Genomic DNA, 17,971 nt, shown 5'->3' on the forward strand with positions numbered 1-17,971 from the left:
TACAAAATGAGCCAGAATGTTTATCAATTTATCGATTTACAACGTGTTGATCCACCGAAAAAATCGCTAACTATTCGTAAAATTGAATTTGTCGAAATCTATGAAAAATTTTCGGCTATACAATCGAAGGCGCAAGCAGGTCGATGTTTAGCTTGTGGTAATCCTTATTGTGAATGGAAATGCCCTGTACATAATTATATTCCCAATTGGTTAAAACTGGTGACCGATGGGAAAATCATAGAAGCTGCCGAACTATCCCATCAAACCAATAGCTTACCTGAAATTTGCGGTCGCGTTTGCCCACAAGATAGGTTATGTGAAGGTTCTTGTACATTAAACGCTGAATTTGGTGCTGTAACGATTGGTAATATTGAACGCTATATTACTGATGAAGCGTTCAAAATGGGATGGCGTCCTAATTTATCCTCGGTCGAAAAAACAGGATTTAATGTTGCTATTATTGGCGCAGGTCCAGCAGGACTTGCCTGCGCGGATGTGCTTGTTCGTAATGGTGTCAATCCCGTTGTCTTTGATCGCCATCCTGAAATTGGTGGCTTACTCACTTTTGGTATTCCTGCTTTTAAGTTAGATAAAGAAGTATTAATCCATCGTCGCCATATTTTTACTGAAATGGGTATTGAATTTCGTTTAAATACTGAGATTGGTAAAGATATTGAATTTAATACAATTCTAGATGAATTTGATGCTGTCTTTATTGGTACAGGCACTTATCAATCGATGCGAGCAGGTTTGATTAACGAAGATGCCAATGGTGTATTTGATGCATTACCTTTTTTAATTGCCAATACACAAAAAATTATGGGGCATACAAAAACCACTGATTACCCTTATATTGATATGAAAAATAAGAAAGTTATCGTATTAGGTGGTGGGGATACAGCGATGGATTGTGTACGTACAGCGATCCGTCAAGGTGCAACAACGATAACTTGCGCCTATCGTCGTGACGAGATAAATATGCCGGGATCAAAACGTGAAGTAAAAAATGCGAAAGAAGAAGGCGCAGAATTTTTATTTAATGTGCAGCCCGTTAGCATTGAAATCAATCCAACCGGGCAGGTCACCGGAATTAAAATGGTAAAAACCGAACTCGGAGCACCCGATAATAAAGGACGACGTTCTCCTATCATTATCGAAAATTCTGAATTTATTGTCGATGCCGATGCTGTTATTATGGCATTTGGTTTTAAACCTCATGCTATGCCGTGGCTTGCTGATAGTGGTGTTGAGTTCGATGCACAAGGGCGCATTATTGCACCTGAAAAGCAAGCATATCAAACATCTAATGCTAAAATATTTGCCGGTGGCGATGCGGTTCGCGGCTCAGATTTAGTTGTTACCGCCATTAGTGAAGGACGCAAAGCGGCTGAAGGAATTTTAAATTATTTAGAGATATAAATAAGATTACTTTTTAAAAGTAAATACAGTTTATATATAACTCAACATTATTAAAATGATTGGTAACAAAAAAGACAAGCAAAGCTTGTCTTTTTTGTATTAAGTAATAATAACGATTATTCTAACTTGTTAAATGAGGCTTTACTACTTAGCTTTATTATTAACATTCACATCCATAGTTGGATATGGGATATTAATATTATTAGCTGTTAATTTATTTTTAATATTTTCTAATAGTTTTGCTTTCACCGTATCATAGTTACCATTCATCACCCAAACTTGCACAGTATAGTTGATTGATGAAGTATCTAACGCATTAAGTAAAACTGTTGTTTTTTTCTTTTCGAGGATATTTTCTGTTTGACTTACACTTTCTTGCAATACTTGATAGACTTTTTGAATATCTGAGTCATAACCCACATTAATCGTCAAATCAATACGACGTTCAGGGATACGCGTAAAGTTAACAATATTTGCTGAAACGACTTGACCATTAGGAATAACGACCATCTCACCCGTTCCCGTAATTAATGTAGTTGAAAAGATTTGAATCGAATCAATCACCCCTTTCTGATTGTTAATAGTAACGGATTCCCCAACTCTAAATGGTCTAAAAATAATTAAGATAACACCTGCAGCAAAATTAGAAAGAGAACCTTGTAAAGCTAAACCTACCGCTAAGCCAGCTGCACCAATAACGGCAACGATTGACGCAGTTTGTACACCAAGTTGACCTAATACAGCGACTAAAGTAATGACAATAATGACAGAACTAGAAAGTGAACTCACAAACTTAACAATTGTTGGATCAACTGAACGATTATTTAAAATGCGACGTAATTGACTACTTGCAAATTTCGCAATGAGTTTACCTAAAATAAAAATACAAATGGCAAAACAAAAATGCATAATATAAGAAATAATGATTTCGTTATAGGTGTCTAAAAAAGACGTTGTCTTGTGAAGAATATCTTCTGATTCCATATGTTTTTCTCCTCAAAAATAAAAATTATTTCTGTCTCAATGTTCTTAAATGCATTGTTAGCAGAAGGTTGTGTTAAAAAATGTCAACTTCAATAAGATGGTTAGATCAACTGTTTCGATATTAACGTCCAACGCGTTTCAAAATTCGTTGTGGGTAAATATTTAAATTCTGAACGTGAATATCGCACCATCATCCCCTCACAAAAAGCCAGTAATTGACTTGCTAAAATACGCTCATCTGTACTGTAAGCACTACCCTCACGTATTTTTCGTTCGCGTATAACTTGTTTAAGCTGGGTTTCTATCCGTTCGAATAATTGGCTAATCCTTTCTTGTAATTGTTCTTGCTCAAACATCAATGCATGCCCTGTCATAATTCGAGTAAGACCGGGATTTTTTTCAGAGAACCCTAATAAAAGCGCTAAAATAAGTTTTATACGCATGGTGGTATTGGGTTCATCTTGCAAAATGACATTAATGCGTGATAATAAAATATCTTCAATATAGACAATTAAACTTTCGAACATTTTTGTTTTACTCGGAAAATGTCGATATAAAGCAGCTTCCGAAACACCTACAGTTGCCGCCAATTTTGCCGTTGTTATGCGCGATGTCCCTTCATTTGATTCAAGCATTGTTGCTAATGCTTGTAAAATATCTTCTTTGCGATTTTTTTGTCTTATAGTCACAATTATTTTTTACCTGAATGTCCAAAACCACCCTCGCCTCTTGAAGACTCATCGAATGTCTCAACAATATTAAATTCCGCTTGAACGACGGGGACAATAATTAACTGAGCAATTCTATCTCCAATCTCAATTGTAAAAGGAGTTTGGCTGCGATTCCAGACAGGCACAAAAAGTTGACCTTGATAATCCGAATCAATAAGACCAACAAGATTACCTAAAACAATACCATTTTTTGAACCCAAACCAGAACGCGGTAAAACGAGAGCAGCCAAATTAGGATCGGCGATATGCATAGCAATACCTGTCGGTGTTAAAATCGTTTCACCAGGTTGAATTTCGATAGTTTTTTCAAACATGGCACGTAAATCAATGCCGGCGGATCCTTCAGTTGCATAAGTAGGTAATGGAAAATCAGCACCTAAACGTTTATCTAATACTTTGATATCAATAGTCTTTTTCATGTTAACTCGCTTGGTATCGGTTTATAACAGCTTGCAATAATTGCTTAGCTAAATTTAACTTATCTGTTTTTGGTAATACTTGTTGCCCATTTTGCCAATAAAGGGTTATGGCATTTTCATCAGCATTAAAACCAATTTGTTTATCAGAAACATCATTTGCGCAGATTATATCAAGATTTTTGTGCAATAATTTATTTAGTGCATAATGCTTAACATTATTCGTTTCTGCAGCAAAACCAACCACAAAAGGTCGATTTTGCTTTAAATTAGCAACAGTTGCAACAATATCCGGGTTTTGTACTAATTTTATGACAAGCTCTTCATGGTTATCACTTTTTTTAATTTTTTGCGTTGCAATCTGTTGTGGACGATAATCTGCAACTGCCGCGCTCGAAATAAAGATATTTGATTGTGGTGCATATTTTAATACAGCATCATACATTTCTTGTGCGCTTTTAACATCAATGCGTTTTACACCTTTAGGCGTTGCAATGTGAACGGGTCCTGCAATTAATGTGACATTTGCGCCCATTTCCTGGGCTGCCTGAGCAAGTGCAAAGCCCATTTTACCGGAACTATAATTACCAATAAATCGCACAGGATCGATATCTTCAATCGTTGGACCTGCAGTAATAGTGAGGGATAAATTCGATAATAATTTAGATGAAGAAAAATAATCCTTTACCTGATCAACAAGATTTATCGGCTCAAGCATACGCCCAAGTCCAATATCTCCACATGCTTGCTCACCACTATCAGGACCAAAAAGCAAAATACCGCGCTTTTGTAAGATCTGTAAATTTTGCTGCGTGGCTTGTGCTTTAAACATTTGTTGATTCATTGCCGGTGCAAGAACAATCGGCGCTGATGTTGCTAAACATAATGTCGATAATAAATCATCCGCTAAACCATGCGCTAGTTTTGCGATAATATTTGCCGTTGCTGGCGCAATTAATACCATATCAGCCCATTTAGCAAGCTCTATATGTCCCATCGAGAGCTCTGCATCTGCATCAAATAAATCGCTTGAAACAGAATGTGTTGAAACGGCTTGTAACGTTAATGGCGTCACAAATTTTTTTGCCGAATCCGTTAATACAACGCGTACATCAGCACCCGCTTTTTTTAATTGACGAATAAGATCTGGACATTTATAAGCAGCAATTCCTCCCGAAATACCTAATAAAATGCGTTTATCAGATAAATTCATGAATTCACATCCTTAAACTTAAAAAATCAAATCGCTATCTTACCACAATTCAATTAGATAATAAGTAGCTCTTTTGCATTGGCAAGAGTCGCTGAGGTTATTTTATCGCCGCCTAATAATCGTGCAAGTTCATCTAAACGCCCTTTTTTATCTAATTTTTGCATGTCCGTTGTTGTTTGGTTATTTACCGTTTGCTTATTCACAAAATAATGCGAATTTGCATAACCTGCAACTTGCGGTAAATGGGTAACTGTAATAACTTGCGATGACTCACCTAACTGCCTTAATAATTGCCCAACTTTTGCCGCAGTTGATCCACTGATTCCAACGTCAATTTCGTCAAAAATTAAAGCGGGGGTATCCATTTTTTGCGCCGTTAAAACCTGAATTGCTAACGCCATACGCGATAATTCACCGCCAGAGGCAACTTTAGCAAGAGGTTGCACCGTTTGCCCAGCATTAGTGCTAACTAAAAATGAGACTTGATCGGCCCCTTGTTCGTTTAATTGTTGTTTATCAAAATGAACATCAATCGTAAATAAACCATTAGGCATAGATAATTCGTGCATGCTTTTGGTGACTTCATTAGCTAATTGTTGACTCGCAATAACGCGCTTATCATGCAATTTTTTGGCTAATTGTAGCGCTTGTTCTTGGTAAGTGATTATATCTTGTTTTAGCTGTTCGCCTTGTTCATCTTGCTGGTCTATTTCAAAAACATCTGCTTGTAATTGTTGATAAAGCTCGGCTAATTTTTCAGGAGCAACATGATGCTTTCGTGATAATGTTATTTGCTTAGCTAAACGTTCTTCAAGATATCTCACTTTTGAAGGGTCGACTTCTAACGATTCACTATAATGACGCAATTCATAGCTTGCTTCTTTGACTTGAATTAAGGCATCTTCTAATAATTGATAGGCGCTCATTAATGTTGGATCTAAATCCAATAATTCTTGCAGGCTATTTCTGGCATTTGATAATAATCGGCTGACTGTATAATCTTCGCCTTCATCGAGAAGTATCACCGCTTGTTGACAAATAGTTGTTAACTGTTCGCTATTGGCAAGTTTTTTATATTCGTCATCAATCTGTTCGTATTCCCCAGCAATTGGCGCAAATTCGGTTAATTCTTTTAATTGATATTGCAAAAGCTGGCGATGCGATTCTCTCTCTTGTTTCGCTATTTGATATTGCTCATATGCTTTTGTTGCCTGTTTGAATTGCTTATAAACACTTTGCATTTGCTCAAGCAAAAGAGGCTCATGCATATAATGATTAAGGAGGGATTGTTGATAATCACTTTTTAATAAACGTTGGTGTTCATGTTGTCCATGGATTTGGATTAGCATTTGCCCTAAATCTTTTAATTGTGAAATAGGCACAGCTCGTCCATTAATAAATGCTTTAGAACGCCCATCTTGATTAATCACGCGACGTAAAATACATTCATTATGATCATCAAGATGATTTTCAGTTAACCAAGTTAAGGCTGCGGGTGTGTCATCAAGAATAAAGCTGGCTGAAATATCAACGCGCTCGGCACCTTGGCGAATTGCCGAGGCATCTGCCCTTGTCCCTAAACATAAGCCTAACGCATCTATTGCGATCGATTTACCGGCACCTGTTTCACCTGTTATGGCAGTTAATCCTTTATTGAAGTCGACCAATAGATTCTCGACAATAGCAAAATTATTAATCGTTAATTGCGTTATCATTGAATGTTTATACTTTAGTTAACCAAAATTTAACATAGTATAACAATTAAAATACTGTAAATAAATACAGCTTCAATAAAATACTTACAATTTGGTTAAAAAATAATTAATCATTCAAGTAACATGAATAATGTATTTTTATTTTCTCTAACTGTCAGTAAATTTGTAATATTATTGTTAATATAGCGTAAATATTACGTGTTTTTATGGCAAAATACCGCGTAAATAATTCTTTTATTTAAAAAAATTGTACTATATAATTTTTACGATTTTTTTAAACTGAGGAAATTCTATTATGTTTGGCAGTAATAAAATTGATCATAAGATCATTATTTGGACTACCTTAATCGGTGGGTTTTTTAGTTCTCTTGTTAAGTGGGGTTCAGAAGTTAATATGCCTCCGCGTGTCGCTGGTGAAATTTCACCTCCTGGTGCACACATTGATGCATGGCTTGGTTGGCTAGGTATCCATTCAGATTCGCTTAATTATTTTTATCAAGGCAATATGGTCACTGGAATGGTTACCCTATATCACTGGTTATTTAGCTTTTTATTTGCCTTTGTTTATGTCGCTATTGCTTACTATTGGAATAAGATCCGTTTATGGTACGGTGCATTCTATGGAATTATCATTACGATTGTCATGCATGGTTTCTTAATCCCATTACTTGGTTTTCGTAACCCTGTTTATGCAAATGGTGCAACAGGTTGGTTGTGGAATCTTAATGGTTATGAACTTTGGAGTGAAATCCTCGGTCATATTTATTGGGGTGTTTCGATTGAAATTTGTATGATCGCTGTTCTTGCGCATTATGCTAGACCAATTCGAGGTAAATGGCACTAATCTGCCTTTCTTATCCTTTTTATCCTTCTATTTTTTATTTCTTAAAATAGAAGGATAATTAAAAAATCGCATCTCTATCATTAATTTCGTTGTTAATATTTTTGCTCTTTTCATCGATGACCTCTTTGCTTTTTATTAGGCGTTTTTATCTTTGGCTTTTTATTTAATATAAAAATCATCGTTATTGGATTAATAATATTTAAAATGTAAACGATTACATTTTAATTGGGATCTTTATCACAAATTAGAAATTACGCTATATGAATTTTGTCAATTTATAATTATTGTATACAAAAAACATTAACAAAGGAGTGACTATGAATTACCGTCTTAATACTGATGATATTGACATACTTTTACGCACTCAGCCTTATGCAGAGTTAAGTTATTTTGGTAAACGATTACAGGATGTATCTACCGAAGCTTTTGCTGCTCTTGACCCTGCCGTGCCTAATTCACGATTAGATGTTCATGTGCCATTTACATTATGCCCTGAAGAAGGTTTGGGTAATTTTAGTACTCCAGGGCTAGAAGGGCATCGCAATGGTAAAGATTGGTCACCGGTTTTTGTGACTAAAGATGTGATAAAAAAGGATAATAATATCACTATTATTAGCGAAGATCCCGTAGCTAAGCTCCGTTTAACCTGTCAATTAATGTTAGATAATAATGGCGTTTTACAATGCCAAAATAATTTAACTAATTTAGGTGATGAACCTTATCAAGTTAATCGTTTATCTATAACCCTCCCTATTCCTGAACGTGCGACTGAATTAATGGCATTTAATGGTCGATGGATTAAAGAATTTCATTCTCATCGGACACATATCGATCACTGCGGTTATTTGCAAGAAAATCGACGCGGTCGTACTTCTCACGAATATTTTCCGGGATTAATTGTCGGGACTGATGGTTTTAAAGAACAAAATGGCGAAGTTTGGGGGATCCATTTAGCATGGAGTGGTAATCATCGTATCCAAGTCGCCGTTAAAAGTAATGGTAAACGGTTTATTCAAGCCGAAGCACTTTATGCCGCTGGCGAAATCTCACTCGCTAAAAATGAAAGCTTATCAACACCTTGGTTATATGCAACTTATAGTGATCAAGGTTTAAATAAAATGAGCCAACATTTCCATCAATTTTTACGTCAACACATTATTCGATTCCCACAAAATAAACCACGACCTGTACACCTAAATACTTGGGAAGGAATCTATTTTGATCATAACCCTGACTATATTATGCAAATGGCAACGGAAGCCGCTAATATAGGCGTTGAACGATTTATTATTGATGATGGTTGGTTTGGGCATCGTGATGATGATTATCAAGGCTTAGGCGATTGGTATCTTGATAAACGTAAATACCCGAATGGATTAGAGCCTGTTATTGAACATGTTAAAAATTTAGGCATGGAATTTGGAATTTGGGTCGAGCCTGAAATGATCAATAAGAACTCCGATCTTTATCGTGCTCATCCTGATTGGCTATTAGAGTTAGACGGTTACAAACAACCGGAAGGTCGTCATCAATATTTATTAAATCTACAAAATCCAGCCGTATTTGATTATTTGTTAGAAAGACTAAGTGATATTCTTGATACCTATGATGTTGATTATATTAAATGGGATATGAATCGCGAAATCGTCCAAGCCGGTCATAATGGTGATCCTGCAATTGTTGGGCAAACCAAAGCGCTTTATCGTTTATTAGATATTTTACAAGAAAAATTCCCACATGTTGAAATTGAATCTTGTTCATCTGGTGGTGGTCGTATTGATTACGAAATTTTAAAACGTACCCAACGTTTTTGGGCTTCAGATTCTAATGATGCATTAGACAGGCAAACTATTCAGCGCGGTATGAGTTACTTTTTCCCACCCGAAGTCATGGGGGCTCATATTGGCGGTAAATTATGTCATACAACAGCGCGTCAATTAGAAATGAATTTACGTGGTTTAACGGCTTTATTTGGTCATATGGGTGTCGAACTCGATCCTGTTAAAGAATCATTGCAAGAAAGACAATTATTTGCGCATTACATCGCGCTACATAAAAAATTACGCCCGTTATTGCACAGTGGTAATACGGTACGTATTGATGTTGATGATCCAAAAGCGATGCAAAGTTATGGTGTCGTTAGCCAAGATCAACAGCAAGCAGCTTTTGTTGTTGCGCAACTTTCATTACCTACCTATGCACTCAGTGGTAATTTGCGTTTAACGGGACTTTCTAAAGATAAATATTATCAAATTGAAGTCTTGGATTTTCCCGATAATATTGATCCTAAAGTCAATACTCATGCCATGAAAGCGTTGCCGAAATGGATGACAACAAATGTAAAACTATCAGGGGATTGGTTAATGAATGTTGGTTTACCTTTACCGGTATTCGACCCTGAAACCGCTATGTTACTCAGTGTACAAGCTGTTTAAGTAACTGTTATTATTTTAATTCAATCTCCGTCAATCATTGACGGAGATACGGTTAATAGAATGATTGGCAAAATCAATTTTTCCTCTTATTATAACTAATTATGTTCAAATTCTGGTTGAAAATTTTTTTATGGCTACAATAAAAGATGTTGCTCGTTTAGCGAATGTGTCTGTTGCGACAGTATCACGAGTTATCAATAATGCACGCAACATTAGTGATACAACGCGCCAAAATGTAAAAACAGCCATGGAATCTCTTAATTATTATCCTGATGCTAACGCACGTGCATTATCTCATCAAAATTCAAATACGATTGGCATTGTCGTTGCTGACGTATCCGATCCTTTTTTCGGTATTATGGTAAGTGCAGTCGAAAAGGTCGCTTATCGAACCGGTAATTTTTTATTAATTGGTAATGGTTATCATAACGAACAACAAGAATATAATGCCATAACGCAGTTAATTGAACATCGTTGTTCATCACTGGTTGTACATGCCAAAAAACTTCCTGATCAAACCTTAATCAAATTAATGCAACAAGTACCTGGAATGGTTTTAATTAATCGTATCATTGCTGGTTTTGAAGAACGTTGTATTGCCTTAGATGATCGCTATGGCTCTTATTTAGCCGTTAAACATTTAATCCAAAATGGTCATCGGCAAATCGGTTATTTATGCTCTAATCATGATATTACTGATGCAGCCGATCGCTTACAAGGTTATAAAGAGGCTTTGTTAGAGCACGAGATTGCTGTCGATGAAAGAAATATCGCCTTTGCCACGCCTAATGAAACAGGAGGTGAGCAATCGATGATGTCGTTACTTGAACGAAATTGTAAATTAACGGCTATCGCTTGTTATAATGACTCGATGGCTACTGGCGCTATGTCTATTTTATACGAAAATGATATAAAAATTCCTTGCGAAATTTCAGTTATTGGTTTTGATGATTTACCGATTGCACGTTATTTACACCCAAAATTAACAACTATTCGTTACCCTCTCCAAACCATGGCTGAACAGGCTGTGGAATTATCGCTTGCTTTAACAAAAGGCAGCAATAAACCAAATAATATTATTCATGTCTTTGTCCCCACTTTGACTAAACGTCATTCGGTGATAAAGCTGAATTAAATTTTGAATCTAGAAAAGTTATTATTTTTAAAACAAAATCTGCTATCTTTAAAAATAATGGTTATCTTATTTTTTGTTTAATCTAATTTATTAACCTGCTTATGAAATACATTGTATGGGCACCGTTAAAAGCGATGTATTCGATTACATTTTTTAATTATTTTTTATTAAAAAATATAATATAAAACTTAATGTATTCGGTTACATAATTGTTAGATTGATCACTGTTTTTATTTATTACCTTATTTATAATCATTTCTCCTAAGTATCACCTTTTATTAATTTGGATTATTCAAAATAGATTAAATTAATAAACCAACTAAATATAAGATTCGCTATTTTATACAATTAACTATGTATTATTTTTAAGAGAAAATTGAAAATAAAGAACGAGGAGAAATCATGAGTTCAACCTTTAATGAAATCATTAACAGACAAGATTGGAATAATTTATCTGTTTTAAGCCTGAATCGTTTAGCAACACATCCTAAATTTCATAGTTGGCGCAATAAAGACCACGCAAAGAACAATATTCTTTCTGATAGTTTATTATCCCTAAATGGTGATTGGTTTTTTAGTTACTTCCAAAAGCCTAGCGATGTACCTGAATCTTGGATAAAGGCACCGTTAAATGAAACAACCTTACCGGTACCTTCAAATTGGCAATTTTATGGTTATGATGCACCAGTTTATACTAACATACGCTATCCATTTCCTTATAATCCACCTTTTGTTCCTGAAGAAAATCCTACCGGTTGCTATTCTCGTTATTTTACCCTTTCCAAATCTTGGTTAGAAAAAGGGGAGACTCGCATTATTTTAGATGGGGTAAGTTCCGCATTTCATCTCTGGTGTAATGGTCAGTGGGTTGGTTATTCACAAGATAGTCGATTAGCGGCAGAATTTGATTTAACACCATTTTTAAAGGTTGGCGAAAATTATTTATCCATTTTAGTGCTTAAATGGTGTGATGGCAGTTATCTTGAAGATCAAGATATGTGGCGTTTAAGTGGTATTTTTCGTTCGGTGACACTTTTAAATAAACCGAAAACGCATTTACGTGATATTCAGATCGATACTGATCTTGATGCCTGTTACCAAAATGCCACGTTAGCATTACAAATTGATGTTAATCATCAAAATAATATTGATCAGTTATCCCTTGAGGTTGAACTTTGGCATCAAAATAAACTCCTTAATAAATATGAACAACAAATCGGAACAGATTTAATCGATGAAAAAGGCGCCTATAATGATCGAGCAATATGTGAGATTGCCGTTACTAAACCGCTACTATGGAGCGCTGAAACGCCTTCCCTTTATCGTGTTGTTGTCACATTATTTCATAAACAAGACGGATTCATTGAGTCAGAAGCTTATAATATAGGTTTTCGAAAGATTGAAATTAAAGACGGACAATTATGTTTAAACGGTAAACCGCTTTTAATTAAAGGGACTAATCGCCATGAATTCTTTCCTGATCAAGGCTATGCGGTTACCGAAGACGCTATGTTGCAAGATATTAAATTAATTAAACAACATAATTTTAATGCGGTCCGTTGTAGTCATTATCCAAATGATCCTCGTTGGTATGAGCTTTGTGATGAATACGGTCTTTATTTAGTTGATGAGGCAAATATTGAATCACATGGCATGTTCCCTATGTCTCGTTTATCAGCAGATCCGCTTTGGTTTGCCGCCTATAGTGAACGCGTTACTCGAATGATAAAACGGGATCGCAATCATTGTTCTATTATTATTTGGTCACTTGGTAACGAGTCTGGTCATGGTTCTAATCACGATGCCCTTTATGCTTGGATAAAAAGTAATGATCCTAGTCGCCCTGTTCAATATGAAGGTGGTGGCGCAAATACTGCTGCTACTGATATTATTTGTCCGATGTATGCACGTGTTGATGAAGATCAACCTCATCCTTATGTACCAAAATGGTCAATTAAGAAATGGGTTTCATTACCTAACGAAAATCGCCCTTTAATCTTATGCGAATATGCTCATGCTATGGGCAATAGCCTAGGTAGTTTTTATAAGTATTGGCAAGCATTTAGGCAATATCCTCGTTTACAAGGTGGTTTTATTTGGGAATGGGCAGATCATGGGATCCGCTGTCATGACGAACAAGGCACAAGTTATTGGGCCTACGGTGGTGATTTTGGTGAAGCCTATCATGATAGACAATTTTGTTTAGATGGACTTGTATTTCCAGATCGCAAAGCTCACCCTAGTTTAATTGAAGCCAAAAAAGTGCAGCAACCTTTTCAATTTACACTAATAAGTCAAAAACCATTAACGATTGAAATCCATAACGAATATCTATTTAAAAACAGTGATAATGAATATTTAAAATGGCAAATATTAAGTAATGGCGAAGAACAATTAAGTGGTGAAATTGAATTAACTATTTCGGCAAATCAATCTATCCAAATCACTTTGTTAGATGCCCTTCCGGCTGATTTAAAATTACATAAATTGCATTTGAATGTCTTTGTTATGCAAAAAGAAGCAACCCCTTGGTCTAACGCAGATCATGTAGTTGCCTGGCAGCAATGGCAATTAACTCATTCATTTATTGCAGATTTGACTCTTAAAAGCGCAAAAAGTGATATTACCTTAATCGAAAATGAACAAGATTTTATTATTAAATATCAAACTTGCTTATCTGATTTAAATCAAAATTGGCATTTTGATAAACAAACAGGCTTTTTAAGTCAGTGGACAAAAGACGGTAAATCATTATTAGCCAGCCCTCTTACCGATCAATTTATCCGTGCACCTATTGATAATGATATTGGTATTAGTAGTGGCTTAAGCGATGAAGAAGACAGCTGTAATAATCCTTTTGCTTGGGTTGAACAATGGAAAGCTGCTGGTTATTTTGATTTAACACATCAATGCCTTAACTTACAAACGTCAATAACGAATGAGTCTATTATTGTTGAGGCAGTACATGGTTATTTTATTAATCAACAATTAGTTATCCAAAGCCATTGGCGACATCAATTCGATAAACTTGGTGAAATGACATTATCCGTTGATGTTTCCCTTGCAAATCATATGCCACCACCTGCTCGAATTGGGTTAACTTTCCAATTACAAAATCTGCCGACAAATGTTAAATGGCTAGGATTAGGACCGCACGAAAACTATCCAGATCGCAAGTCTTCGGCTTTATTCGGTCTTTGGACATTACCATTTGATGAGCTTTATACCCCTTATATTTACCCTTGCGAGAACGGTTTACGTTGTGACGTTGACAAATTGCAATTAAATGATTTAACGGTTATAGGCCAAGCATTTAAATTTAATATCAATCAATTTGGCACTGAGCAATTAACCGAAAAATCACACCGGCATTTATTAACGCCAAGCAATCATGCTTATGTTTCAATCGATGCTTATCATATGGGGATTGGTGGTGATGATTCATGGACGCCTAATGTCCATAAAGAATTTTTGCTAGAAGATAAGTTTTATCATTATCAATTAATATTTAGAGGTTAACTTTAATCAGATCCTCATGACATAATCGGTTACGCTTTATAAGAGAAAAGTGATATTACTTAATTAAATGGGAAAAACGCGTCGCTTAATTATGAATGAGGATCTTAAAAAAGATTCTCTATGTATTCTTAACGGATAATTATGACAAAAATTTATTATTTAAAGCTGGCTTTTGATTTTAAATATGAGCCATCTTTAATATGATCGCACCAGGCTTTATTTTGCAAATACCATTGAACGGTTTTGCGCATACCGGTTGCAAACGTTTCTAATGGTTGCCAACCGAGATCATGGTAAATTTTTGTTGCATCAACCCGGTAACATTTATCATGACCTGCCCTATCAGTGACATAGGTGATCAAATCTTTATAATGGGTTATTTTTTGTGGTTTTTTAGGCATTAGCTCTTCTAACAATTGACAAATATAATTGACCACATCGATATTTTTTTGCGTATTATCGCCGCCGATATTATAACTTTCACCTATCTTCGCTTTAGTCGCAATAAGGTAAAGTGCACGCGCATGATCGTCAACATAAAGCCAATCCCTAATTTGTTGGCCATCGCCATAAACCGGTAACGATTTAGCCTCTAACGCATGTTGGATGATTAACGGAATAAGTTTTTCAGGAAATTGATACGGCCCATAATTATTTGATGAATGGCTAATGACAATCGGTAAATTAAAGGTTCGATGCCATGCACGAACTAAATGATCACTTGATGCTTTAGAGGCTGAATAAGGACTACTTGGCGCATAAGGTGTTTCTTCTGTAAAGCTGTCATTTTTGCCCTGTAAATCACCATAAACTTCATCGGTTGAAATATGATGAAATCGAAAATTTCTTAATTTCTGCTTATCTAAACGTCGATAATAGGCTAAGGATGCCTCTAATAATGTATAGGTGCCGATGATATTGGTTTGCATAAAATCTACAGGATTATCGATTGAACGATCCACATGACTTTCAGCGGCTAAATGCATAATGATATCAGGTTGAAATTCATTAATAGCACGCTCAACTAACTGGCCATCACAAATATCTATTTCTTTAAAATGATATCTTGCATTGCCAACAACATCGAGTAGAGATTCTAAATTTCCGGCATAGGTTAATTTATCAAGTACGCATACCTCATCTTTAGTTTGATTGATTATATACCTGACAACAGCAGAGCCAATAAAACCGGCGCCACCAGTAACAATGATTTTCATTATGCTTTTCCATCAATGATTTTATTAGACGAGCAATAAATATATGAAACGGTGCAAAATTATATGACTTTTCTTATAAATTTAAAAAACTAATTTAAGGCTAGTCAGAAAAATTCTTAACAATTATATAATTTCGTTATTGAAGCATAAAAATTTCAGAAATAAACAATCACAATTACACTAGGATTTATCAAAAATTAAACGCATAACAAGTTTGATGATAGTACCTATTTTGTGGCTCTAACCAGCAGCTTGCTTGTTGCCATTCAGGATGGTTTGGGCTATCAGGCAAATATCCGGCTTCTAAAGCTATACCGGCAAAATTCGAATAAATTCCGAGTTGTCGATTTGGTGTGCCTTGCAAAAAATTACCCGTATACACTTGTAATGCAGGTTGATTTGTCATAACCGTTAAAGTGACTTTTTGATCAGCCGAAGTTAGTTTGGCTGCAATTGGTTTATCTTTATCAAGCAGATAGGCATGATCATATCCGGCAACGCGCTTGCGTTCTTCACTCGCTAGAAAATTGTCTAATAATTGCCTTGCTTTGCGCAAATCCATATCATGTTCAGTAACTGATCTTAAATCCGCATAGGGGATGCCTTTTTCATCAACCGGTAAATAATAATTCGCATTAACTTGTAGGGTTTGCTTCCTTGCATCGTTGGGATTGCCGTTATCACCATCAAGATTAAAATAGGCGTGATTCGTTAAATTAACAGGGGTCGGTTTGGTTGTTACAGCGTTAAACGTAATAATAACTTGATTATCATCGGTTAAATCATAACTTAGCGTCGTCTCTAATTCCCCAGGAAAACCCTGATCACCCTCTTTGGAAATTAGTTTAAAAATAACCTTATTTGTTGATTGATTCATGATAGACCACAATTGTTTATCAAAACCTAATGAACCACCATGTAATTGGTTTATCCCCTGATTTGCGCAAAGCTTATATTCTGCATTTTGATCGGAGATTGTTGCATTAGCGATACGATTTGCATAACGCCCTATCGTCGCACCTAAATAGGCTTGTTGTTTTTTATAATCGTCTACTGTTGAACAGCCAAGTACCACTTCGCGCATTACATTTTCTAGAGGTAACTGGCATGATAGCCAAGTTGCCCCCCAGTTTGATAATAAGATGCGCATTCCTTGTTTATTGGTTAAGGTGATAATTTGCGCATTTAAAGACATAGTGTATTTGCTCCTTCACTGGCTTTACAAACATAAATATCTTCTTTAATACCAAAGCGTGATTCATAATTTTCGGCGACTGCTTTTTTAACCGCTGCAACCTTATTTTGCGGCACTAAAGCAACAACGCAGCCACCAAAACCGCCACCCGTCATACGTACACCACCAGTTTCACCAATAGCTTCATGAATAATTTCAATTAAATAATCAATAGCTGGAACGGTGATCTCAAAATCATCACGCATTGAATTATGACTTTTTGCCATAAGCGCTGATAAACGCTTATAGTCATTGGCTTGTAAAGCATTTGCCGCTTCTATTGTGCGCGCATTTTCTGTGATTACATGTCTTGCACGTTTAAAAACAATGGGATCCATCTTATGTTGAATAATAAGTAAATCCGACAACGTTACATCACGTAATGCGCGCACGCCTAATATTTTCGCGGCTTGTTCACATTGCTCACGACGTGTATTGTATTCGCTATCCACTAATCCGCGCTTAATATTAGAATTAACAATGACAACAGCGGCATCTTTAGGCATTGCGATGGCTTGATTATTCAACGAACGACAATCAATCAATAAAGCATGTTGCGCTTGACCCACTGCTGAAATCAATTGGTCCATAATACCGCAATGACAACCTACAAACTTGTTTTCAGCTTCTTGCCCAATTAATGCTATTTTAGTACCGTCTAATGGTAAATTATCTAAAACTTGCATCATTTTACCCACAGCTACCTCAAGCGAAGCTGAAGAACTTAACCCGGCCCCTTGCGGTACATTGCCACTAATAGCAAAATCAACGCCTTGCAATTTACCTGTTGCTCGTTGTAAATATTTGATAACGCCTCTAACATAATTTGCCCATTGATAGGTTGCGTGTGAGGTAATCGGTTTATTTAACGAAAATTCATCCTGCTGATTATCATAATCAACCGCAATAACTCGAACAATATCATCATTACGTTTATGGCAACTTATAACCGTTTGATAATCAATAGCACAAGGTAATACAAAACCATCATTATAGTCTGTATGTTCACCAATTAAATTAACACGCCCCGGCGCTTGCACAAATGTATCCGGTCCATAACCAAACGTTTCTTTAAAAGCTTGTGTTGTTTTTTCGATTAATGTCTTCAT

General features: G+C 35.8%; 13 protein-coding genes. 5 read left to right on the top strand and 8 right to left on the bottom strand.

Annotated features, from left to right (window positions below; genetic code table 11):
- The first annotated feature begins 6 nt into the window (after positions 1-6).
- Positions 7-1,419, top strand: a complete 1,413-nt coding sequence (locus ACSYSW_RS02315; RefSeq protein WP_491704888.1) for an FAD-dependent oxidoreductase — start codon at positions 7-9, stop codon at positions 1,417-1,419.
- Between the two features lie 144 nt (positions 1,420-1,563).
- Here ACSYSW_RS02315 and ACSYSW_RS02320 read toward each other — a convergent pair whose 3' ends face one another.
- The 5 genes from ACSYSW_RS02320 to recN all read right to left on the bottom strand — a co-directional run bounded on the left by ACSYSW_RS02320 (position 1,564) and on the right by recN (position 6,478).
- Positions 1,564-2,403: a mechanosensitive ion channel domain-containing protein gene (locus ACSYSW_RS02320; protein WP_491704887.1), complete on the bottom strand. Its 840-nt coding sequence runs from the start codon at positions 2,401-2,403 to the stop codon at positions 1,564-1,566.
- Between the two features lie 101 nt (positions 2,404-2,504).
- Positions 2,505-3,038, bottom strand: coding sequence for a nucleoid occlusion factor SlmA (slmA, locus tag ACSYSW_RS02325; RefSeq protein ID WP_491706319.1), 534 nt, complete (start codon positions 3,036-3,038; stop codon positions 2,505-2,507).
- Positions 3,039-3,094: 56 nt separating this feature from the next.
- Complete coding sequence (dut, locus tag ACSYSW_RS02330) at positions 3,095-3,553, bottom strand: dUTP diphosphatase (protein WP_491704885.1); 459 nt, start codon at positions 3,551-3,553, stop codon at positions 3,095-3,097.
- 1 nt (position 3,554) lies between these two features.
- Complete coding sequence (gene coaBC, locus ACSYSW_RS02335; protein WP_491704884.1) at positions 3,555-4,763, bottom strand: bifunctional phosphopantothenoylcysteine decarboxylase/phosphopantothenate--cysteine ligase CoaBC; 1,209 nt, start codon at positions 4,761-4,763, stop codon at positions 3,555-3,557.
- A gap of 53 nt (positions 4,764-4,816) precedes the next feature.
- Positions 4,817-6,478: a DNA repair protein RecN gene (gene recN / locus ACSYSW_RS02340; protein WP_491704883.1), complete on the bottom strand. Its 1,662-nt coding sequence runs from the start codon at positions 6,476-6,478 to the stop codon at positions 4,817-4,819.
- Between the two features lie 295 nt (positions 6,479-6,773).
- Here recN and ACSYSW_RS02345 point away from each other — a divergent pair, with 295 nt between their 5' ends.
- From ACSYSW_RS02345 to ACSYSW_RS02360, 4 genes are all read left to right on the top strand, one after another.
- Complete coding sequence (locus ACSYSW_RS02345; protein ID WP_491704882.1) at positions 6,774-7,322, top strand: YagU family protein; 549 nt, start codon at positions 6,774-6,776, stop codon at positions 7,320-7,322.
- 317 nt (positions 7,323-7,639) lie between these two features.
- Positions 7,640-9,757 carry an alpha-galactosidase gene (locus tag ACSYSW_RS02350; protein WP_491704881.1) on the top strand — a complete coding sequence of 706 codons (2,118 nt, stop codon included), beginning with the start codon at positions 7,640-7,642 and terminating at the stop codon, positions 9,755-9,757.
- 130 nt (positions 9,758-9,887) lie between these two features.
- Complete coding sequence (locus tag ACSYSW_RS02355) at positions 9,888-10,892, top strand: substrate-binding domain-containing protein (protein ID WP_491704880.1); 1,005 nt, start codon at positions 9,888-9,890, stop codon at positions 10,890-10,892.
- A 402-nt stretch (positions 10,893-11,294) separates the two neighbouring features.
- Complete coding sequence (locus ACSYSW_RS02360; protein WP_491704879.1) at positions 11,295-14,411, top strand: beta-galactosidase; 3,117 nt, start codon at positions 11,295-11,297, stop codon at positions 14,409-14,411.
- Between the two features lie 155 nt (positions 14,412-14,566).
- Here ACSYSW_RS02360 and rfbB read toward each other — a convergent pair whose 3' ends face one another.
- The 3 genes from rfbB to galK all read right to left on the bottom strand — a co-directional run bounded on the left by rfbB (position 14,567) and on the right by galK (position 17,971).
- A complete protein-coding gene (gene rfbB / locus ACSYSW_RS02365) occupies positions 14,567-15,628 on the bottom strand; it encodes a dTDP-glucose 4,6-dehydratase (RefSeq protein WP_491704878.1) in 1,062 nt (353 codons plus the stop codon).
- 190 nt (positions 15,629-15,818) lie between these two features.
- Positions 15,819-16,823 carry a galactose-1-epimerase gene (galM, locus tag ACSYSW_RS02370; RefSeq protein WP_491704877.1) on the bottom strand — a complete coding sequence of 335 codons (1,005 nt, stop codon included), beginning with the start codon at positions 16,821-16,823 and terminating at the stop codon, positions 15,819-15,821.
- Complete coding sequence (galK, locus tag ACSYSW_RS02375) at positions 16,814-17,971, bottom strand: galactokinase (protein ID WP_491704876.1); 1,158 nt, start codon at positions 17,969-17,971, stop codon at positions 16,814-16,816. Before galK ends, galM begins: the two co-directional genes overlap by 10 nt.

This window comes from Gilliamella sp. ESL1225, assembly GCF_058502635.1.

Excerpts from the sequence above, each read along its gene's own strand:
- galM (WP_491704877.1), bottom strand. The coding sequence starts at position 16,823 with ATGTCTTTAAATGCGCAAATTATCACCTTAACCAATAAACAAGGAATG.
- galK (WP_491704876.1), bottom strand. The coding sequence starts at position 17,971 with ATGAAGACATTAATCGAAAAAACAACACAAGCTTTTAAAGAAACGTTT.
- ACSYSW_RS02320 (WP_491704887.1), bottom strand. The coding sequence starts at position 2,403 with ATGGAATCAGAAGATATTCTTCACAAGACAACGTCTTTTTTAGACACC.
- ACSYSW_RS02345 (WP_491704882.1), top strand. The coding sequence starts at position 6,774 with ATGTTTGGCAGTAATAAAATTGATCATAAGATCATTATTTGGACTACC.
- rfbB (WP_491704878.1), bottom strand. The coding sequence starts at position 15,628 with ATGAAAATCATTGTTACTGGTGGCGCCGGTTTTATTGGCTCTGCTGTT.
- ACSYSW_RS02360 (WP_491704879.1), top strand. The coding sequence starts at position 11,295 with ATGAGTTCAACCTTTAATGAAATCATTAACAGACAAGATTGGAATAAT.
- coaBC (WP_491704884.1), bottom strand. The coding sequence starts at position 4,763 with ATGAATTTATCTGATAAACGCATTTTATTAGGTATTTCGGGAGGAATT.
- dut (WP_491704885.1), bottom strand. The coding sequence starts at position 3,553 with ATGAAAAAGACTATTGATATCAAAGTATTAGATAAACGTTTAGGTGCT.
- recN (WP_491704883.1), bottom strand. The coding sequence starts at position 6,478 with ATGATAACGCAATTAACGATTAATAATTTTGCTATTGTCGAGAATCTA.
- ACSYSW_RS02350 (WP_491704881.1), top strand. The coding sequence starts at position 7,640 with ATGAATTACCGTCTTAATACTGATGATATTGACATACTTTTACGCACT.
- ACSYSW_RS02315 (WP_491704888.1), top strand. The coding sequence starts at position 7 with ATGAGCCAGAATGTTTATCAATTTATCGATTTACAACGTGTTGATCCA.
- slmA (WP_491706319.1), bottom strand. The coding sequence starts at position 3,038 with ATGCTTGAATCAAATGAAGGGACATCGCGCATAACAACGGCAAAATTG.
- ACSYSW_RS02355 (WP_491704880.1), top strand. The coding sequence starts at position 9,888 with ATGGCTACAATAAAAGATGTTGCTCGTTTAGCGAATGTGTCTGTTGCG.